A 15,534-nucleotide genomic window follows, 5' to 3' on the forward strand; every position below is an offset into this window, starting at 1 on the left:
CGTTCATGGCTGCTGTGCGGCGGAGGCGATGCGCCAGCCCTTGGCCGCCCGGCGCTGGGCCAGGAAATGCGCATACAGGCCGTTCTGTGCCCGCAAGGCGGCTGGCGCGCCCTGCTCGCGGATCGTGCCACCATCGAGCACGACGATCCGGTCGGCCATGGCCACCGTCGACAACTGGTGCGCGATGACGATCACCGTGCGCTTGCCGCGCAGCCGCGCCAGCGCCCCGGCGATGGCGGCCTGGTTTTCCGCATCGAGCGCGGCCGTCGCCTCGTCGACCAGCAGAATCGGCGCATCCTTGATCAGCGCGCGGGCGATCGCGATGCGCTGGCGTTCGCCGCCGGACAGGCGCGCGCCGCCCTCGCCCACTGGCGTAGCCAGCCCCTGCGGCAGGCGGGCGATGATTTCGGCCACGCCCGCCTGGCGCGCCGCGTCCAGCACCTCGGCATCGGTGGCGCCCGGCTTGCCGATGCGAATGTTATCGCCGATGCTGCCCTGGAACAGATAGCTGTCCTGGAAGATCTGGCTGATCTGCCCTGCCAATTGTTCGCTGGACATGTGCCGCACGTCGACGCCGCCCACCAGCACCGCGCCCTGGCTGGCGTCAAAGAAGCGCGCGACCAGGCGCACCAGGGTCGTCTTGCCGGAGCCGGAAGCGCCGATCAGCGCCGTCATGCTGCCGGGCGCAATCTGCAGATTGATATCCGTCAGTACGTCGGGCTGGTCCTGTGCATAGCGGAAGTGCACCTTGCGCAGCTCGACCGCGCCATCGCGCGGCGCCTGCGGCCCGCGTGCTTCCGGCAGCGGCTGCACGGCGAAAATATCGCGCGCCGCATCGAGCGGGCCGCGCGCGCCGCGCAGCACTTCGCCGTAGCTGGCCACTTCCTGCAGCGGGTCGACGAAGCGCACCACCAGCAGCAAGGCCACGATGACGGCGATGGCGTCCGGCGCAGCTGCTGCACCGCCCAGCACGCTATCGAGCCATAGCGCGGCGGCGGCCAGCAAGGCGGCGAAGACGGCTTGCACGGCCCAGGCGTTGAGCACGGACGACAAGGCCGACAGATAGATCAGCCGCGTGCCCGCGTGGCGCTGCCCGTCGATCGCTTGCTGCAGGAAGCGCGTGCCGCCGCCGTCGTCGTTACCATGGAAGGCGCGCAAGACGGATTGCGCTTGCGCAAACTCGACCAGGCGCTGGCTGGTCCGGGCAAAATGGCGGTGATAAGCGTCGTCGGCGCGCTGGCCCAGGTGCGCCGTGAGCCACAAGGTACCCGCCAGGAGGGGCAGCGCCAGCAGCGCCATCACGCCCAGCTGCCAGTGCAGCGCAAACAGCGCGGCCAGCAATACCACGGGCGTGACGGCGCCGCAGATCACGGGCGTCAATACGTGGGCGGGCAGCTGCGCCACGTTCATCATGCCCTGCGTGATGACATGGCCCAGTTTTGCCGTGTTCTCCGGCGTGAACCAGCCGACGGGCAGGCGCGCCACGTGGTCGCCCAAGCGCTGGCGCGCCCCTTGCAGCACGGTCACGCCCACGCGCACACCGGCCTTTTCCACCTGGCGCCGCCAGGCCAGCAGACGACCAGCCCGGCCAGCAGCACCAGCAGCCACAGGGCCGCGCCGCCGGCGTCGCCGGCCAGCAAGCGGCCCAGGGCCAGCACCAGTGCCGTGATCGTCAAACCGCTGAGTACGCCATACGCGAGCGCCATGGCAACATAGCGGCGGAACACGGGCGCATCGTCGCCCAGCAGTTGAATGAATGTCTTCAGCATGGGGACTCCACTTCGTCGGAGGATGGCTGATAGCCGCCCAGCGCCCACAATCGCGCATAGCGGCCCTTTTCTGCGAGCAAGCTGGCATGGCTGCCCTGCTCGGCGATGGCGCCGTTCTCGACGACGATGATGTTGTCGGCATGCATGATGGTGTCGAGCCGGTGCGCAATGATGAGCAAGGTGCGGCCGCGGGCAAAGCGCGACAGCGCATCCTGGATCGCCACTTCGTTTTCCGCATCGGCCGCGGCCGTCGCTTCGTCGAGCACCAGCACGTTTGGATCGAGCAGCACGGCGCGGGCGATGCTCACGCGCTGCAGCTCGCCGCCGGACAGTAGCGCATCCTCGCCGATGACGGAATCGTAGCCGCGCGGCAAGGCCAGGATGCGCTCGTGGATGTTCGCCAGGCGCGCCGCGTCTTCGACCTCCCGCAAGCTGGCCGAAGGCCGGCCCAGCCCGATGTTCTCGCGCACGCTGGCGTGGATCAAGCGCACTTCCTGCAGCACGAAACCGATGCGCCGGTACAGCTCGGGCGTGGCGATGTGCCGCAGGTCGACGCCGCCGACGGTGATGCGCCCCTCGGTCGGGTCGAAAAAGCGCAGCAGCAGGCGCGCCAGCGTCGACTTGCCGGAACCGGAGGCGCCGACGATGGCCGTCACCGTGCCGGGGCGCAAGATCAGGTTGATGCCGGACAGCACCTTGTTCTGTCCGTCGTAGGCATAGCCCACGCCTTCCATGCGGATCTCGGTGCCGTTCGGCAACTGCTGCTGGCCGGGCGCCGGCTGCGCCAGCACGGGCGTATCGAGCAAGGCCAGTACACGCTGGGCCGCGCCCGTGGCGTTATTGAGGTCGTGGGTCAGATAATGGAGCAGCAGCATGGGCGCGGAAATGCCCGGCGCCACCAAGGCGAACGGCAGGATATCCACGGGCGCCATCGCTCCCAGCGCCACGAACACGGTGCCGGCAAGCACCACCACGCCCAGCACGGCGACGGGCGCGATCAGCGCATTGGCATTGGCCATCGAACCGACCAGCGGCCGCGTAAACGCGGCAAACGCGTCGGCAAACGCATCGACGGCCGCGCGGTAGCTGCCATGCGCGCGTCCCGTGGCGCCGAAGGCCTTGACCACGGGAATACCGTTGACGAACTCCACCACGGCATTGTTGATGCGCCCCATGCCGGCGACGAATTGCGCCATATTGCCGCTGCTGGCCTGCATGGCGCGGCCGAAGAACAGGAAAAAGCCGGGAAACGGCAGGATGGCGACGAGGGCCAGGCGCCAGTCCATGGCGAACAGATACATGACGGAAATGGCGATGGCGCCCACGGCGCGCCCCGTCGTCGTATAAAAATGCGCGGTGAGGCTGTGCAGGGTGTTGATGTCGTCCTGCATCGCCTGCTTGACCTCGCCCGAGGCCCGGCTGGTGAACCAGCCCAGCGGCACCTGCCCCAGGCGCTGCATGGCTTGCAGGCGCAGCTGATGGGTGAGGCGGTTGTCGGCCAGATGCGCGGCCAACTCGCCCAGCGACATCAGCGCCATGCCGAGGAACAGGCAAGCGACGCTGGCAATGACGATGGGCCAGATATCGCCGTGCGCCTGCGCAGGGGCAAAGGCGATGTGCGCGATCCGCGCGATGCCGGCCAGCGGCACCAGGGTGAGCATGGAACCCGTGCCGGCCAGCACGGCGGCGACGATCAGGCGCCCGCGGATGGGGTGCAGTATCCGGCGGATCGGGCCGGCTTGGCTGCTTTGGCTACTCATGGGAAAGAACGTGCATAAGGTCGATGGATAAGGGTGGCTCTCACCCTATATCCCGAACGAGAATGCAAAACCCTCAATCGGCCCCGCGCAATTGTCAGGCAGCGGCCTGGGGAGTGGCTTGAAGCGTCACCCAGTAGCGCGTGCGCGCCACGATTTGCACGGGCAAGGCCAGCGCCAGGTTGTGCAGCGCGCGGTCCGTATCGCGCAGGGAAAACACGCCGTTGACGCTTAAGCCGGCCACGGCCGGATCGCAGCGCAGCAGGCCGGGGCGGTAGCGGGCCAGTTCCGCGACCAGGGCATCGAGGCGCATGTTGTCGGCCACCAGCACGCCCTTGCTCCAGGCTGCCGCGCTGGCCGGCACGGGAGCGGCAGACTGCACGATGTCGGCCGAAAAGATGGCGCCGTAGCCCGTGGCGACGCCCACGGCGTTGCCGGGCGCATGCGCGAGGCGTATCTCGACGGCGCCCTCGAACACGGCGACGCGCGACGTGTGCTCGTCTTGCCGCAAAGTAAAACGCGTGCCCAGCGCCCGTACCGTGCCGTGGCGGCCCTGCACGCGGAACGGCCGCTGCGCCGGATCGTGGGCCGTGGTGACGAGGATTTCGCCGCTGCGCAGGATCAGCCGGCGCTCGCTGGCGTCGAAGCGCACGTCGATGGCGGAAGCCGAGGCCAGCATGACGCGCGTGCCGTCAGGCAAGATAATCTCGCGGATCTCGCCGGTGGCCGTGCCGTGGCCGGCCGTGGCCACTTGCCAGGCATCCGTGCCGCGCGCCGCATACAGCATGCCGCCCACGGGCAGCAGCACGGCCAGCAGTTTCAGGGCACGGCGGCGGTTCAGGTAGGCGGCCGGTGCCGGTTCCCGCAGCGCGTGCCGGGCCGCATCGCGCGGCACGCTGTGCAGCTTGCCCTCGAACGCCTGCAAACGCTGCCAGGCGAGGTCGTGGTGCGGATGGGCGGCGCACCAGCGGGCACAGGCAGCCCGGTCTTCGTCACTGGCGTCATCGGACCACAGGCGCGCCATCCACTGGGCCGCCTGCTGCACGATGGCGGGCGCAATCACCGCATCCATGGCTCAGGCGTCCGGCGCGTGCAAGGCCTGGTAGCAGGCCAGCAAACCGGCGGCGATGTATTTTTCCACGGACGAGACCGACACCTGCAATTCGGCGGCGATGTCGCGGTAGCTCAGGCCGTCGAGTTTGCACAGCAGCAGGGCCTTGCGCGCCTTGGCGGGCAAGCGGTGCAGCACCGCATCGATTTCCGTCAGCGCCTCGATCACCAGCGCGCGCTCTTCCTCGGACGGCGCCAGCGACTCGGGCACCAGGGCCAGCACTTCCAGGTAGGCCGTCTCGATCTGGCGGCGGCGGTACAGGTCGATGACCATGCCGTTGGCGATCTGCGTCAGGTGGCGGCGCGACTCCCCGGCCGGCGGCACCCTGCCCGTCTTCATCAGGTGCAGGTACACGTCGTGCGCCAGGTCGGCCGCATCGCAGGCATTGCCCAGCTTACGGCGCAGCAAGCCACGCAGCCAGCGGTGGTGATCGGTGTACAGACTGCTGACTTGCTGCTGTAGCGCTAACTCGGCGGTGCTCACGATACCCTTCCTGTGGTCGATGGCCAGCGAGACGGCAGACACATCAATATAAATGAGAATTATTCTCATTGTAAGCGCAGTGATGAGGAAAGCGCAATACGGCAACGGGCAGCAAACGCTGTCAGCCCTGCCGCCGGACGGGCCTGATCAGCCTGAAGGCAGCCCACAGCGCAGGCCTGTAGACGTGCAATGCGGCAATGAGCAACACGCACCACGCGAGCGGTGCAAGCGGCCCCAGGCGCTGGGCAAAAAACGCGTGGCCCGCCGCCAGCAGCGACAAGAAGACGATGCCGGGATAGATGGGACGGCGCGGCAGCGGGCGCCAGACGCGCATGCCCAGTTCCGTCCTGGCGACAAAATACACGAGGAAACCCAGCAGCTGCGCCACGGCAGCCCCCGTGGCGCCGCAGCGCGGCACCAGCACGGCGCCGGCCAGCAGCGTGCCCAGCAAGCCTGCCGCGAAGGCCGCGATCGATAATGCAGGACGGCGGGCCAGATTGATGCCGACGCCGGTCACTTCCGCCAGGGCATACAACAGGGGCTGGCCCACGGTAGCCACCGCCAGGTACGCAACGCCATGGTAGTTGCGAGGCAAGACCCATCCGATCAGCCAGGCCAGGGCGCCGGCCAGGCAAAAACCCACTACCACGATGGCCTGTGCATGGCGGCAAATGGCCGCAATATTCGACAGGTCACCGCCGGCGGCGGCCCATTTGTGCACTTGCGGTACCCAGACTATCGTAAAAATCGATTGCACCAGCCAGGCACCGGCGGCCACGCGCATGGCCAGCGCATAAATGCCGAGCTCGTCAAAGCCGGCAAAGAAACGCAGCAAGCCCATGCCGGCCGACAGCATGGACAAGTAGCCAATGGCGCTCACCAGCAGGGGCCCCGCATCGGCAAGCAGGCGCCGCAGCAGCACCCGGTCCACGGCGGCGCGCCAGGCCTGCACCAGCGATATGCGCGCATGCCACAGCAGCCATAAGGTGACCATCCAGGTGGTGGCCACGACCAAGCTCGCCAGGTGCACGAAATTGCGCTGCGGGTCCCACCACAAAACAGGCAGCAGCACCAGCAGCGACATTTTCGGCAACACCTGCGCCAGGCCGAATACCCAGGCGCGCTCCTGCATGCGAAAGAGCTGCGCGATCAGGCGATTGGCCAGGGCGCTCAGCATGCCGGCTGCAAACAGAATGGCCAATGCAGGTTGCGCCACATCAAATAACAGTTGCGCTACCGGCGCCGCAAACACGAGTATCACGGCCAAGGCCACGGGCGCGAGCAGCACGGCCGGCAGCAAACATGCTTTCAGCAGGCCGCTCCGACTCGTGCTGTAGTGGTATTCATGCAGGAAGGCCTTGTCCAGCCCCAGCGACAGCAACAAACCGGCCACCGTGCACGCGGTCATGAAGAAATCCAGCCTGCCGATGTCGGCAGGCGGAAACAGCCAGGCCACGGCAGGCACGGTGGCAAGGCTGCACAGCAGCGACAAAATGGGGCCGGCTGAAAAACCCGCGAGACGAGTCAGGCGCATCGTTCAGCCGGCCCGGGCATCTCAGCCATGCCTGTCATTGGAGAAGCGATAGGGTACCGTGTCCGAATCGGCCGGCACGCGCCAGTGGTCCGGCGCATCATAGCGATACGCATGGTCCACCGCATTGACGAGGATGGCCGGCGTGCCGCAGTAATTCTGCACGCCATGCCAGACGCGCGGCGGCACGACGAGCAGGCCGGGACGCCTGGTGCCCAGCTTGAATTCGTTGAGCATGCCAAAGGTCGGCGAATCCGCACGCGCGTCATACAGCACCACGCGCATCTGGCCCGCCGCCACGAACAGGCGGTCCGTCGTGATGGCATGCGCATGCCAGGCGCTCAGTCCGCCCGGCTCCAGGGTCGAGGCGAATATCTGGCCGATCTGCGCCGCATCGGGTACCCATTCAGTACGGAAAATCTCAGTCAGGCTGCCGTACGCCGTCAACACAGGCTTGATTTCCTGGAAGATCACGCCATCGATCAAGGACGGCGCCGTCGGCTTCCATTCCTTGGTAATGCTTTCGCCATCCTGTTTCGCGCCAGCCAACAACCAGTTATCTTTCTCAGCCACCAGATCTACCCCTAGAAATTTTTATAAAAATGCTCTTATGTATTGCAACGGTATTATCTATCGCCGCGGCAGGTCCTTCAATCCCCGGCGGCGGCGCAATTCACGTAGAAATGCGCCTTTCCGCCAATACCTGAGCCAATAGATCGGTTGTGGTGGCCATAGCCCCAATAAATAAAAGATTCGTCGTAGCAAAGCTTTCGCGGCAAGCACTGCACACTGGATCGGAGAAATGTAGCGTTCACGACTCAGCTTGCCACAAATTGCTGCGACAGCTTGTAAAATATTCACGGGATTTTGCATGTGCTCCCACCAGAACGCGTGTTCACTGTGCTGCCGCTCAAGGTACGCATTGCTGCGTCTGCCAGACTGGATCAGGATGGCGCCGATACGGGGCTGGGCCAGCATCGGCCGCCCCGCACGATACACGCGGTGCAGCCACGCCTGCGATGGCCAGCAACGCAGCTCCCAAGATGGTTGCCATGGACCAATTTCCAAGGCCAGTTCACGCCGCATCACCCACAAGGTAGCCGGCACGTTCATCCACGGACGATAGGCACTCAGTTCGGCAGTTAGCGCCCCCTCGATGTGATCTCCCGACATGCCGATCCCCAGCCCTTGATCAAAGACCAGGTCGGCACCGGTGCGCTCGAGAAGATCGATACTGGTTTGCAAATGATCGGGCAGCCACAAATCATCGTGATTCAGGAATGCCAGATAGGTGCCACGCGCCAGGCTGACGCCCATATTATTTGGCCCCGTCTGCTCGCCGTAATTGGTCTGCAGATTCACAAAGCGGATACGTGCGTCGGCAAACGCGGCGACCACCTCGGCGGTATCGTCGGTGCAGCAATCGCCGACGACGATCAGTTCCCAATCCTGTACGGTGCCGGCGAGGGCCGACTGAATCGCATAGCCGAGGATATTGCTCCGGTTATACGTGGCCATGACAATGGAAACTAGCGGTTGTTTCTCTGACGCCATAACAGGCCTTTCACATCACAGACAAAAAAATGCCGCCCAAATACATTGAGCGGCATTTCATAATAGACAAATGCAATAGCTTGCTGGCGCTCGCCAGCAAGCATCTCCCCTTAGACGTTGAACAGGAACTATTACCTTAAACAGCGCATATTGATTGGAAAGTGGACGCATAGTCTACATTGCATAGTCACTTCCATATACATTTTTTTTGTTCCGGCCCTCAAAACAACGCTATGCAATGCATTCACTTAAGCTCCGCTGACTAATGAATAGCACCCGACTTCAAGACCATCATTTTTCCGTGCTCAAAGTAACTCAAGAACATCTTTCTACGCGCGTGCAGCCAGCTTACACAGCACGAATAGAGATGGGTTACCTCCTGCTGCTCGGCTGGGAGAACCGCGCCATCACGCCGGCATCGCTTCGGCGCAATCGTGCGGCGCCAGCCGCCGGGTCACGATGGCGCCGCCGTACAGCGGCAGGCACAGACTGGCGACGCCGGCGTCACGCTCGCACCAGGAGCGGACAAAATAGACACCGGCGTCAGGATGCGCCGCATCACGCACGCGCGCCACGCCAGCCGTCGTTGTTGGCTCGAAGCGCAAGCTGCGCAGGTCGGATTGCAATCCCGTTCCCAGCGCCTTGCAATAAGCCTCCTTCTGCACCCACAGACGGTAAAGAAAGCGCTGGCGCAGCGCTGGCGACAGCGCCGCCAGCGCTGCCTGCTCATCGGAATGACATATCAGGTGGACCAGTTCCTCCATCCGTATGTGCTCGCGCGCAGTGTTTTCGATATCGATCCCGACCGGATGCGGCGAGAGCGCGATCAGAGAACGGCCATCCGTGTGCGACACATTGAAGTGACCCGACATACCCACCGCCTCCGGCTTGCCCGCCCAGCCGTAACGCAACACGATCTGCGCCGGGTCCAGGCCGGCATGGCCGGCCAGGAGCAGCCGCAAGATGCTGCGGCAGCGCCGGTAGTGTGCGGCCAGCCGGGCGGTGCGGTAACGCTTGGCCTTGTCCTCCTCGTCCTGGCTTAGCACATGCTGGAAGCGATCCCAGCCTGTGTCGTCCAGGTCCGCCCGCCAGATTTGCGCGACAGTGGCGGCGGCCGGGGCAAAGGTGTTGGGGACGGCCTCAGGCCGCTTGGGCGACATCGGCTTGCTCCGCTTCCGTCCAGCGAGCCACCGTATCCTGCGACACATGGCGGCCACTGTTGCGCTCCCTGGTACCGACGAGCACCGCCATATTTCCATAAGGATGCTTGTTCTCGAACATCAGTTGATGCGCGAGATGCGTCTCATCGAAATCGAAAGTGCGTCCCAGGCAAGGGTCTATCTTGCCGGCGAGGACCAGGTCGTTGAAACCGGCTGCCTGCAGATGGTTGGCAAAATGCGCGCCCTGGAAGCGTTTCTGGCGCATCCACAGGTAGCGCAGGTCGACCGAGGCGTTGTAGCCGCTAGTGCCGGCGCAGATCGTCACCATGCCGCCGGTATCGCACACGAACAGCGAGGTTGGAATGGTCGCCTCGCCCGGATGCTCGACCACCAGCGCTGGCGATCTCTTTTCGCCCACCACATCCCACACCGCCTGGCCAAAGGAGCGCGCGCCGTCCAGCCAGCGCTTGTAGCTATCCTTGTCGGTCCAGTGCGGCATGATGCCCCAGTGCGAAAAATCGTTGCGGTTAATACAACCGATGGCGCCCAGCTTCATGCAGTAGTCGAACTTGTCCGGGCTGGACACCACCGCCACAGGCAGCGCGCCGGCTTCGCGGCAAATCTGGATCGCCATCGAACCGACGCCGCCGGCGCCCCCAGATCAGCGCCACGTCGCCACGCCGGATGGTGTTGGGCATAAAGCCGTGCAGCATGCGGTAGGCCGTGGCACCGACCAGCATGTAGGCGGCCGATTCTTCCCACGACAAGTGCTGGGGCCGCGGCAGGCACTGCTGCGCCTGCACCTTGGTGAACTGGGCAAAACTGCCCCAGTTGAGCTCATAACCCCAGATCTTGAAGCTGGGCGAGTACATCGGATCGATCCCGGCCTGGACGCGCGGACAGTCGGCATTCCAGCTGCCGCAATGCAGCACCACTTCATCGCCCACGCGCGGCCAGGTCACATTGCGGCCGACCCGGTACACGATGCCGGCGCCGTCGCTGCCGCCGATATGGAAGTCGGCCACATCGCCCCCTTCTGGTGGCCGCTGATCACGTCGACCGGCACGCCCTGGGCGGCCCAGACGTTGTTGTAGTTGACGCCGGCCGCCATCACATACACCAGCACCTCGTCATCGCCAATCTCGGGTACCGGCACCACTTCGGGACGCAGGCTATGCTTCGGTTCGGCAAACCGTTCGCGGCGGATGGTAAAGGCATGCATCATCGACGGCACTTCGCCCAGCGGCGGCTGCTCACCGATCGGATAGATCTGTTTCGACATTGCTATCTCCTTGTCTATTATGGATTGAACTGCACTCAAGTGAAACGCTGAACCCGCACGGCCCGCACGGTGTCGCTGTTCGTGCCGTGGATGCTCTGGATCAAGTCGGCTGGACGCGGCTTGGCCATGTGCTGCGGCAAGCCGAACGTTTCGTCGTTGACACGGATATCGAATGGCTTGCCGGCCTTGACCTGCACCGCCACTTCCACCGTTCTATCGCCCATGCCGTAGGCTTCCAGCAGCCATTTCGGATTGGCCTTCTGGCTGAACGGCTGGCCATCCACCCGCGAAGCGAGGACGTCGGTGCCTTCCACCCGCACGGAGAGGACCGGCGCCTGGCGCATGGTGCGAACCTTGAAAATTACCTCGCGTACCCCGCCTTTGACGGTATCGCTCAGGACGTCGATCTGCGGCGCCTGCAGGCCGGCCATCCGCGGCGCCGGACTGGCCCAGTACTTGCGCGAGCCGGCGCCGAACAGTTCCGGCACCTGCTGTTTCTCGCTTATATTGGGAAAGTAGGTCTTGCTCCAGTCGTCGAGCAGATCGTCGCGCGATATCCAGTAGGCCTTGCCGGAACCGCTGTCCCAGGCATAGAACAGGTTGGCCGTGTGCGGATGGTCCGCGTCTGTGCGGGCGGTCAACGAACCGGCCACCAGGAAGAACGCGCAGGCGGCCAGCGGTAGCGCCGGGAGTAAGAAACGGCGCGTCAGCATGCTCAGTAGCGGCGTCATGAGACCGGCCACCAGCGCCAGCATCAGCCCGCTCACCACCGATGCCTGCGGGCTCAGTCCGACATACAGATTGCGCACCGCCGGACCGCACAGCAGCACCGCCGGCACCAGGCCCAGCACCAGCAGCGCAATACGCGCGCCGGCGGTGATGTCCGCGCAGCGGCGCGAGAACAGCAGCCCCAGCACACCCAGCAGCGCCAGCAGCGGCCAGGCAAACATCGCGGTAATACCCGGCATGGCAAAGCTGCTGAGCACCAGCAAGCCCTGCCACAGCAACAGGGCGCCAAAGCCCAGTTCGAGTGGGCGCAGCCAGCGCTTGACGCCGCCCGCCATTACGATATAGCCGGCGATCACCAGGCCGACGAAAGCCAGAAGATACCACTGGCTGTTGTACGGATCGCCCAGCACGCCGTATTCCGGATGCACCAGCGAGACCGCCCCCCACACCAGTTGGCAGGCGATGCCCAGCAAGATGGCCATCACCAGGAACACCGGCATGGCCAGCAGAATGCGGCCGGGGCGCAGGGCGCCGCGCTTGATGCCCATCACCGCAACCACGCACAGCAGCGCCGCCACTACCAGCGTCAGCGGGATCACTGCGGTCGAGGTGTAATGCACAAGGCCGATGCCGGGCAGGTCGAAGTACACGCTGTCGTGCGCCGTCAGTTCTCGCAGCGCGCCGTTGCCAAAGTGCCGCACCAGGGACAACATGGAGTCGCCCTGTTGCTGCAAGGTACGCTGGTCGAGGTTGGCGATGCTGTCGGTATGCAGGTGGTAAGCGGCAGGATTCTCGATGGCAGCGAAGTTCAACCCGGCTATGCCGGCCCGCTTGAACGAGGTCATATCGGTATCGTTCGGCATCTTCTTGTACAGCTCGTAAAGCATGGAGCTGCTCACCTGCTGCGGCACCGCCTGCGCCAAGCCGGCAATCAGCTTGCCGTTGCCGGGGCTGGTCTCGAACATCAGCATGGGACCGCTGTTGCCACGATACTCGAAGTTGAGTACCAGGCCGACGTCCTTGGTCCAGGGATGGCTCGAAACGAACAGCTCGGAACCAAGCAGCCCGGCCTCCTCGCCGTCGCTGAACAGGGCGATCAGATCATTCTGCAATGGCATGCCGGCCTTCACGGCGCGCAGCACTTCCATGATGGCTGCCACAGAAGCGCCGTCATCGGCCGCGCCCGGTCCCGTCGGCACGGAGTCATAGTGGGCCGCCAGCAGCAGCGCCTTGCGCGCAGCAACTCCGGCGCCGGGTATGCGCACCACGATGTTGTGGACCATGCCCACCGCGCCCCAGGGGCGGGTGTTCATCTTGCCGATGCCGGACTGGATCTCCGGTTGCAGGCCGAGCGCCTGCAGCTCGGCAACGATATAGGCGCGCACCTTGGCGTTCTCGGGCGTGCCAACCGCATGCGGTTCATGCGCGATATGCTGCAGATGGGCCATGGCGCGCGCCGCCGAAAACACGGTGGGCGCCACGGTAGCCGGCTGCGGCGCCGGCAACCGCGTGCTGCCCAGACTCAGCGCGACGAGCAGCAGCAGGGCGAGGATGGCACCGATGCCGAGGCCCCAGCCCGCTTTGTCAGCGGCTATGGCTTCGCTTTTCTTGCCGGCCTCGCCGGCCTTGGGGAATAGCACGGAGTTAGATATAGACATGAATACACCTTCCTTGGTTCATTGGGCTGACTGCGTCCGGGCCAGCCGGGGCCACATCGTCCACAGGACGATAGCGGCCGCTGGCAGCGCCGCGAAGTGCAGGTATAGGGTGACGCGGGGATCGACGCCGGCATGCAGCACCGGCGCCCCATTGAGGCTCATATACGCCAGCACGCAGGCCAGCACTTCGAACGGCCGCGGGCTGCGCGAGGCCGCGCCCAGCGCCAGTCCCCAGGCAGCCAGCGAAACGCTGGCTGCCAGCAGCGCGGCCGCCACCGCCGGCGCGGCGGCGGCGAAGCGCAGCACGGCCGGCAGCGTCAGCACGGTGCCCACCAGCACCAGCATCGCCAAGCGCGCCCACAAGATATGGCGACCGGCGTGGGCGGCGCTGAAGACCACCGGCGCGGTGCCGGACTCGCCTTCGCGCAGGGAGGCGTGGGCATACATGTCGAGGCACAGCAGCCAGGCGGCAATGGCGGCGATGCAGGCGGCGTTGGCCGGTCCGGCAATCTGCACCGCGGCCGCTCCCAGCGCCGCCAGCCACCACCACATCTTGCGATGACGCAGGGCCAACTGGATTTCGGATGCCAGCAAAGTGCCGAATACCGAGCGCTGCAGAGGGCGCAGCAGCGCGCCGAGCCAGCGCAGGCGGCTGCCGGAGTCGTCACCCACCGCGCCGCCGGCGACGCTGCTGCGGGCGGCGGCCCGATCGAGGAAGGGCGCACACACGATCACCCCCAGCGCCGACAGCAGCAGCCAGAACAGCCGCCCCGGCAAGACCTGCGGAGTCACCTGCCATTCTGGCCACTCGAAGAGGCGGACCTCGGTGCGGCGGGTGCCGCAGGCCAGGCAGAAACCCTGCTCCAGCGGTTTATCGATCTGCGGCGCGGCGCGCTGGCGCACTTCATGATTGAACACGGCAAGACCGAAAGGATCACCGATCAGGCCAGACTGAGCAGCGGCATCGGAATGGCGGATGTTCTGCGCCGAGGCTGCCAATATTGCCAGCCACACCACGAAGTACAGCACGCTGCCCGCGGTGCGCCGCAACCATGGCACCAGGTCGAACCAGACCGCGAACATCGCCGTCAGCGCCAGGCCCGGCAACTGCAACAACAGCACAGGTTTGAGCAGCTCGACCAGGTCGATCCGCGTATCCTCGGCGCGCACCCACTGCGCCGCCACGCCCACCGCCACGCCCGCTGCCACGACCAGCGCCAGCACCACCAGATGGCTGCACCACTTGGCCAGCAGATAAGTGTGGCGCCGCAGCGGGGTGGCGACCAGCAGTTGCCAGACCCGGCTTTCGATGTCGCGGGTGAGCGTGCCGCGCACCAGGTAAAAGCCGATCAGCGACAGCCAGATCGATGTCATGGACAGCACCATGCCGATCCACGCGCTTGAATACTGGCCGCGGTACTGGCCATTCAAGCCCAGAATCATGTATGGCGCCCCGACAGGAGGGAAACACCACCAGGCGGCCACGGCAACGGCGGCCACGGCCAGCCAGAAGCGCGGCGTGCGCACGCGCGCCAGCAGGTCGGCGCCCACAATGGAGATAAACCGGCGCAAGGCTTCCACGTCAGACCTCCCTGCTTTGCGACAACAGCCAGACGTAGGCGTCCTCCAGGCCCGGCGCCACCGCCAACGCCCCCGGTCCCGGCGATTCGGCGGCGACGATGCGCACCCGCACGCCGTCCGGCAGCCGCATCGAACCGCTGACATGATGGCGGCTGCGCAGCGCTACCAGGTCCTCGGACTTGACGGTCCAGTCCCACACCCGCCCCTCGGCCTGGGCGATCAGCGTTTCCGGCGCGCCCTGATAGCGCAGAACGCCCTGGTGCATCACCGCCAGCGCGGTGGCGCTGGCCTCGATGTCGGACACGATGTGAGTGGACAGAATCACCAGGCGGCGGCCGGCAAGATCGGTCAGCAGGTTGCGGAAGCGCAACCGCTCCTCCGGGTCGAGGCCGACGGTAGGCTCGTCGACGATCAGCAGCTGCGGATCGTTGAGCAGGGCCTGGGCGATGCCGACCCGCTGGCGCATGCCGCCCGAGTAGGAGCCGATGCGCTTGTCGGCGGCGGCCTCGAGTCCGACCGCTTCCAGGCATTGATCCACGCGCGACGCCGTCTGCGCATGCGGCAAGCCCTTGACGGCGGCGAGGTAGCGCAAGAATTCGCGTGCGCTCAGCGAAGGATAGGCGCCGAACTCCTGCGGCAGGTAGCCCAACGCGCAGCGCAGCGCGTCCGGATCGCGAGCGATGTCGACGTCCCCCACAGGATGCGCCCCGAACTGGGACGCTGCAGAGTAGCCAGCATGCGCATCAGCGTCGACTTGCCGGCGCCGTTGGGCCCGAGCAAGCCCAGAATGCCGGGCTCGATGCGCAGGTTAAGATCGGAGACCGCCCGATGGCCGTTGCGGTAACGATAGGTCACCGCTTCCAACTGCAGGCTCGGACACAGCTTTTGGATTTCTATGGATGAATGCAACATGGCTCAC

At 65.4% G+C, this 15,534-nt stretch carries 14 protein-coding genes and 1 pseudogene; all 15 read right to left on the reverse strand.

Features of this window, described 5'->3' with window-relative positions:
• Nucleotides 1-3: 3 nt before the first annotated feature.
• A pseudogene (locus tag ACRHIG_RS00600) lies at nt 4-1,769 on the reverse strand (ABC transporter ATP-binding protein).
• Nucleotides 1,763-3,529 (reverse strand): ABC transporter ATP-binding protein, encoded by a 1,767-nt coding sequence (locus ACRHIG_RS00605; RefSeq protein WP_489629088.1) that lies wholly within the window; start codon nt 3,527-3,529, stop codon nt 1,763-1,765. Before ACRHIG_RS00605 ends, ACRHIG_RS00600 begins: the two are co-directional and overlap by 7 nt.
• A gap of 94 nt (nt 3,530-3,623) precedes the next feature.
• Entirely contained in the window at nt 3,624-4,598 is a 975-nt protein-coding gene (locus ACRHIG_RS00610) for a FecR domain-containing protein (RefSeq protein ID WP_475417099.1), read from the reverse strand.
• Nucleotides 4,599-4,601: 3 nt separating this feature from the next.
• Nucleotides 4,602-5,120 carry a sigma-70 family RNA polymerase sigma factor gene (locus ACRHIG_RS00615; RefSeq protein WP_475417098.1) on the reverse strand — a complete coding sequence of 173 codons (519 nt, stop codon included), beginning with the start codon at nt 5,118-5,120 and terminating at the stop codon, nt 4,602-4,604.
• A gap of 121 nt (nt 5,121-5,241) precedes the next feature.
• Nucleotides 5,242-6,654 (reverse strand): lipopolysaccharide biosynthesis protein, encoded by a 1,413-nt coding sequence (locus ACRHIG_RS00620; RefSeq protein ID WP_489629089.1) that lies wholly within the window; start codon nt 6,652-6,654, stop codon nt 5,242-5,244.
• A gap of 21 nt (nt 6,655-6,675) precedes the next feature.
• Nucleotides 6,676-7,224 carry a dTDP-4-dehydrorhamnose 3,5-epimerase family protein gene (locus tag ACRHIG_RS00625; RefSeq protein WP_475417096.1) on the reverse strand — a complete coding sequence of 183 codons (549 nt, stop codon included), beginning with the start codon at nt 7,222-7,224 and terminating at the stop codon, nt 6,676-6,678.
• Nucleotides 7,225-7,281: 57 nt separating this feature from the next.
• Nucleotides 7,282-8,169, reverse strand: a complete 888-nt coding sequence (locus ACRHIG_RS00630; RefSeq protein ID WP_489629090.1) for a glycosyltransferase family 2 protein — start codon at nt 8,167-8,169, stop codon at nt 7,282-7,284.
• Between the two features lie 443 nt (nt 8,170-8,612).
• Nucleotides 8,613-9,365 (reverse strand): 4'-phosphopantetheinyl transferase family protein, encoded by a 753-nt coding sequence (locus tag ACRHIG_RS00635; protein ID WP_489629091.1) that lies wholly within the window; start codon nt 9,363-9,365, stop codon nt 8,613-8,615.
• Nucleotides 9,346-9,999: a zinc-binding dehydrogenase gene (locus ACRHIG_RS00640; protein WP_489629092.1), complete on the reverse strand. Its 654-nt coding sequence runs from the start codon at nt 9,997-9,999 to the stop codon at nt 9,346-9,348. The genes ACRHIG_RS00635 and ACRHIG_RS00640 overlap by 20 nt, the downstream gene beginning before the upstream one ends.
• Nucleotides 9,893-10,390, reverse strand: a complete 498-nt coding sequence (locus ACRHIG_RS00645) for an alcohol dehydrogenase catalytic domain-containing protein (protein ID WP_489629093.1) — start codon at nt 10,388-10,390, stop codon at nt 9,893-9,895. The genes ACRHIG_RS00640 and ACRHIG_RS00645 overlap by 107 nt, the downstream gene beginning before the upstream one ends.
• Nucleotides 10,324-10,647, reverse strand: coding sequence for a hypothetical protein (locus ACRHIG_RS00650; protein ID WP_489629094.1), 324 nt, complete (start codon nt 10,645-10,647; stop codon nt 10,324-10,326). Before ACRHIG_RS00650 ends, ACRHIG_RS00645 begins: the two co-directional genes overlap by 67 nt.
• A gap of 35 nt (nt 10,648-10,682) precedes the next feature.
• Nucleotides 10,683-13,034: a M28 family peptidase gene (locus tag ACRHIG_RS00655; protein WP_489629095.1), complete on the reverse strand. Its 2,352-nt coding sequence runs from the start codon at nt 13,032-13,034 to the stop codon at nt 10,683-10,685.
• Nucleotides 13,035-13,052: 18 nt separating this feature from the next.
• On the reverse strand, nt 13,053-14,615 hold the full coding sequence (locus ACRHIG_RS00660; RefSeq protein ID WP_489629096.1) for an ABC transporter permease subunit: 1,563 nt from the start codon (nt 14,613-14,615) through the stop codon (nt 13,053-13,055).
• 1 nt (nt 14,616) lies between these two features.
• Nucleotides 14,617-15,312 (reverse strand): ATP-binding cassette domain-containing protein, encoded by a 696-nt coding sequence (locus tag ACRHIG_RS00665; protein WP_489629097.1) that lies wholly within the window; start codon nt 15,310-15,312, stop codon nt 14,617-14,619.
• Nucleotides 15,222-15,527 carry an ATP-binding cassette domain-containing protein gene (locus ACRHIG_RS00670; protein ID WP_489629098.1) on the reverse strand — a complete coding sequence of 102 codons (306 nt, stop codon included), beginning with the start codon at nt 15,525-15,527 and terminating at the stop codon, nt 15,222-15,224. Before ACRHIG_RS00670 ends, ACRHIG_RS00665 begins: the two co-directional genes overlap by 91 nt.
• Nucleotides 15,528-15,534: the final 7 nt, after the last annotated feature.

The sequence above is a fragment of the Janthinobacterium sp. C22 genome (genome assembly GCF_057919405.1).

Excerpts from the sequence above, each read along its gene's own strand:
- ACRHIG_RS00605 (WP_489629088.1), bottom strand. The coding sequence starts at position 3,529 with ATGAGTAGCCAAAGCAGCCAAGCCGGCCCGATCCGCCGGATACTGCAC.
- ACRHIG_RS00610 (WP_475417099.1), bottom strand. The coding sequence starts at position 4,598 with ATGGATGCGGTGATTGCGCCCGCCATCGTGCAGCAGGCGGCCCAGTGG.
- ACRHIG_RS00620 (WP_489629089.1), bottom strand. The coding sequence starts at position 6,654 with ATGCGCCTGACTCGTCTCGCGGGTTTTTCAGCCGGCCCCATTTTGTCG.
- ACRHIG_RS00630 (WP_489629090.1), bottom strand. The coding sequence starts at position 8,169 with ATGGCCACGTATAACCGGAGCAATATCCTCGGCTATGCGATTCAGTCG.
- ACRHIG_RS00635 (WP_489629091.1), bottom strand. The coding sequence starts at position 9,365 with ATGTCGCCCAAGCGGCCTGAGGCCGTCCCCAACACCTTTGCCCCGGCC.
- ACRHIG_RS00640 (WP_489629092.1), bottom strand. The coding sequence starts at position 9,999 with ATGGCGATCCAGATTTGCCGCGAAGCCGGCGCGCTGCCTGTGGCGGTG.
- ACRHIG_RS00650 (WP_489629094.1), bottom strand. The coding sequence starts at position 10,647 with ATGTCGAAACAGATCTATCCGATCGGTGAGCAGCCGCCGCTGGGCGAA.
- ACRHIG_RS00655 (WP_489629095.1), bottom strand. The coding sequence starts at position 13,034 with ATGTCTATATCTAACTCCGTGCTATTCCCCAAGGCCGGCGAGGCCGGC.
- ACRHIG_RS00670 (WP_489629098.1), bottom strand. The coding sequence starts at position 15,527 with ATGTTGCATTCATCCATAGAAATCCAAAAGCTGTGTCCGAGCCTGCAG.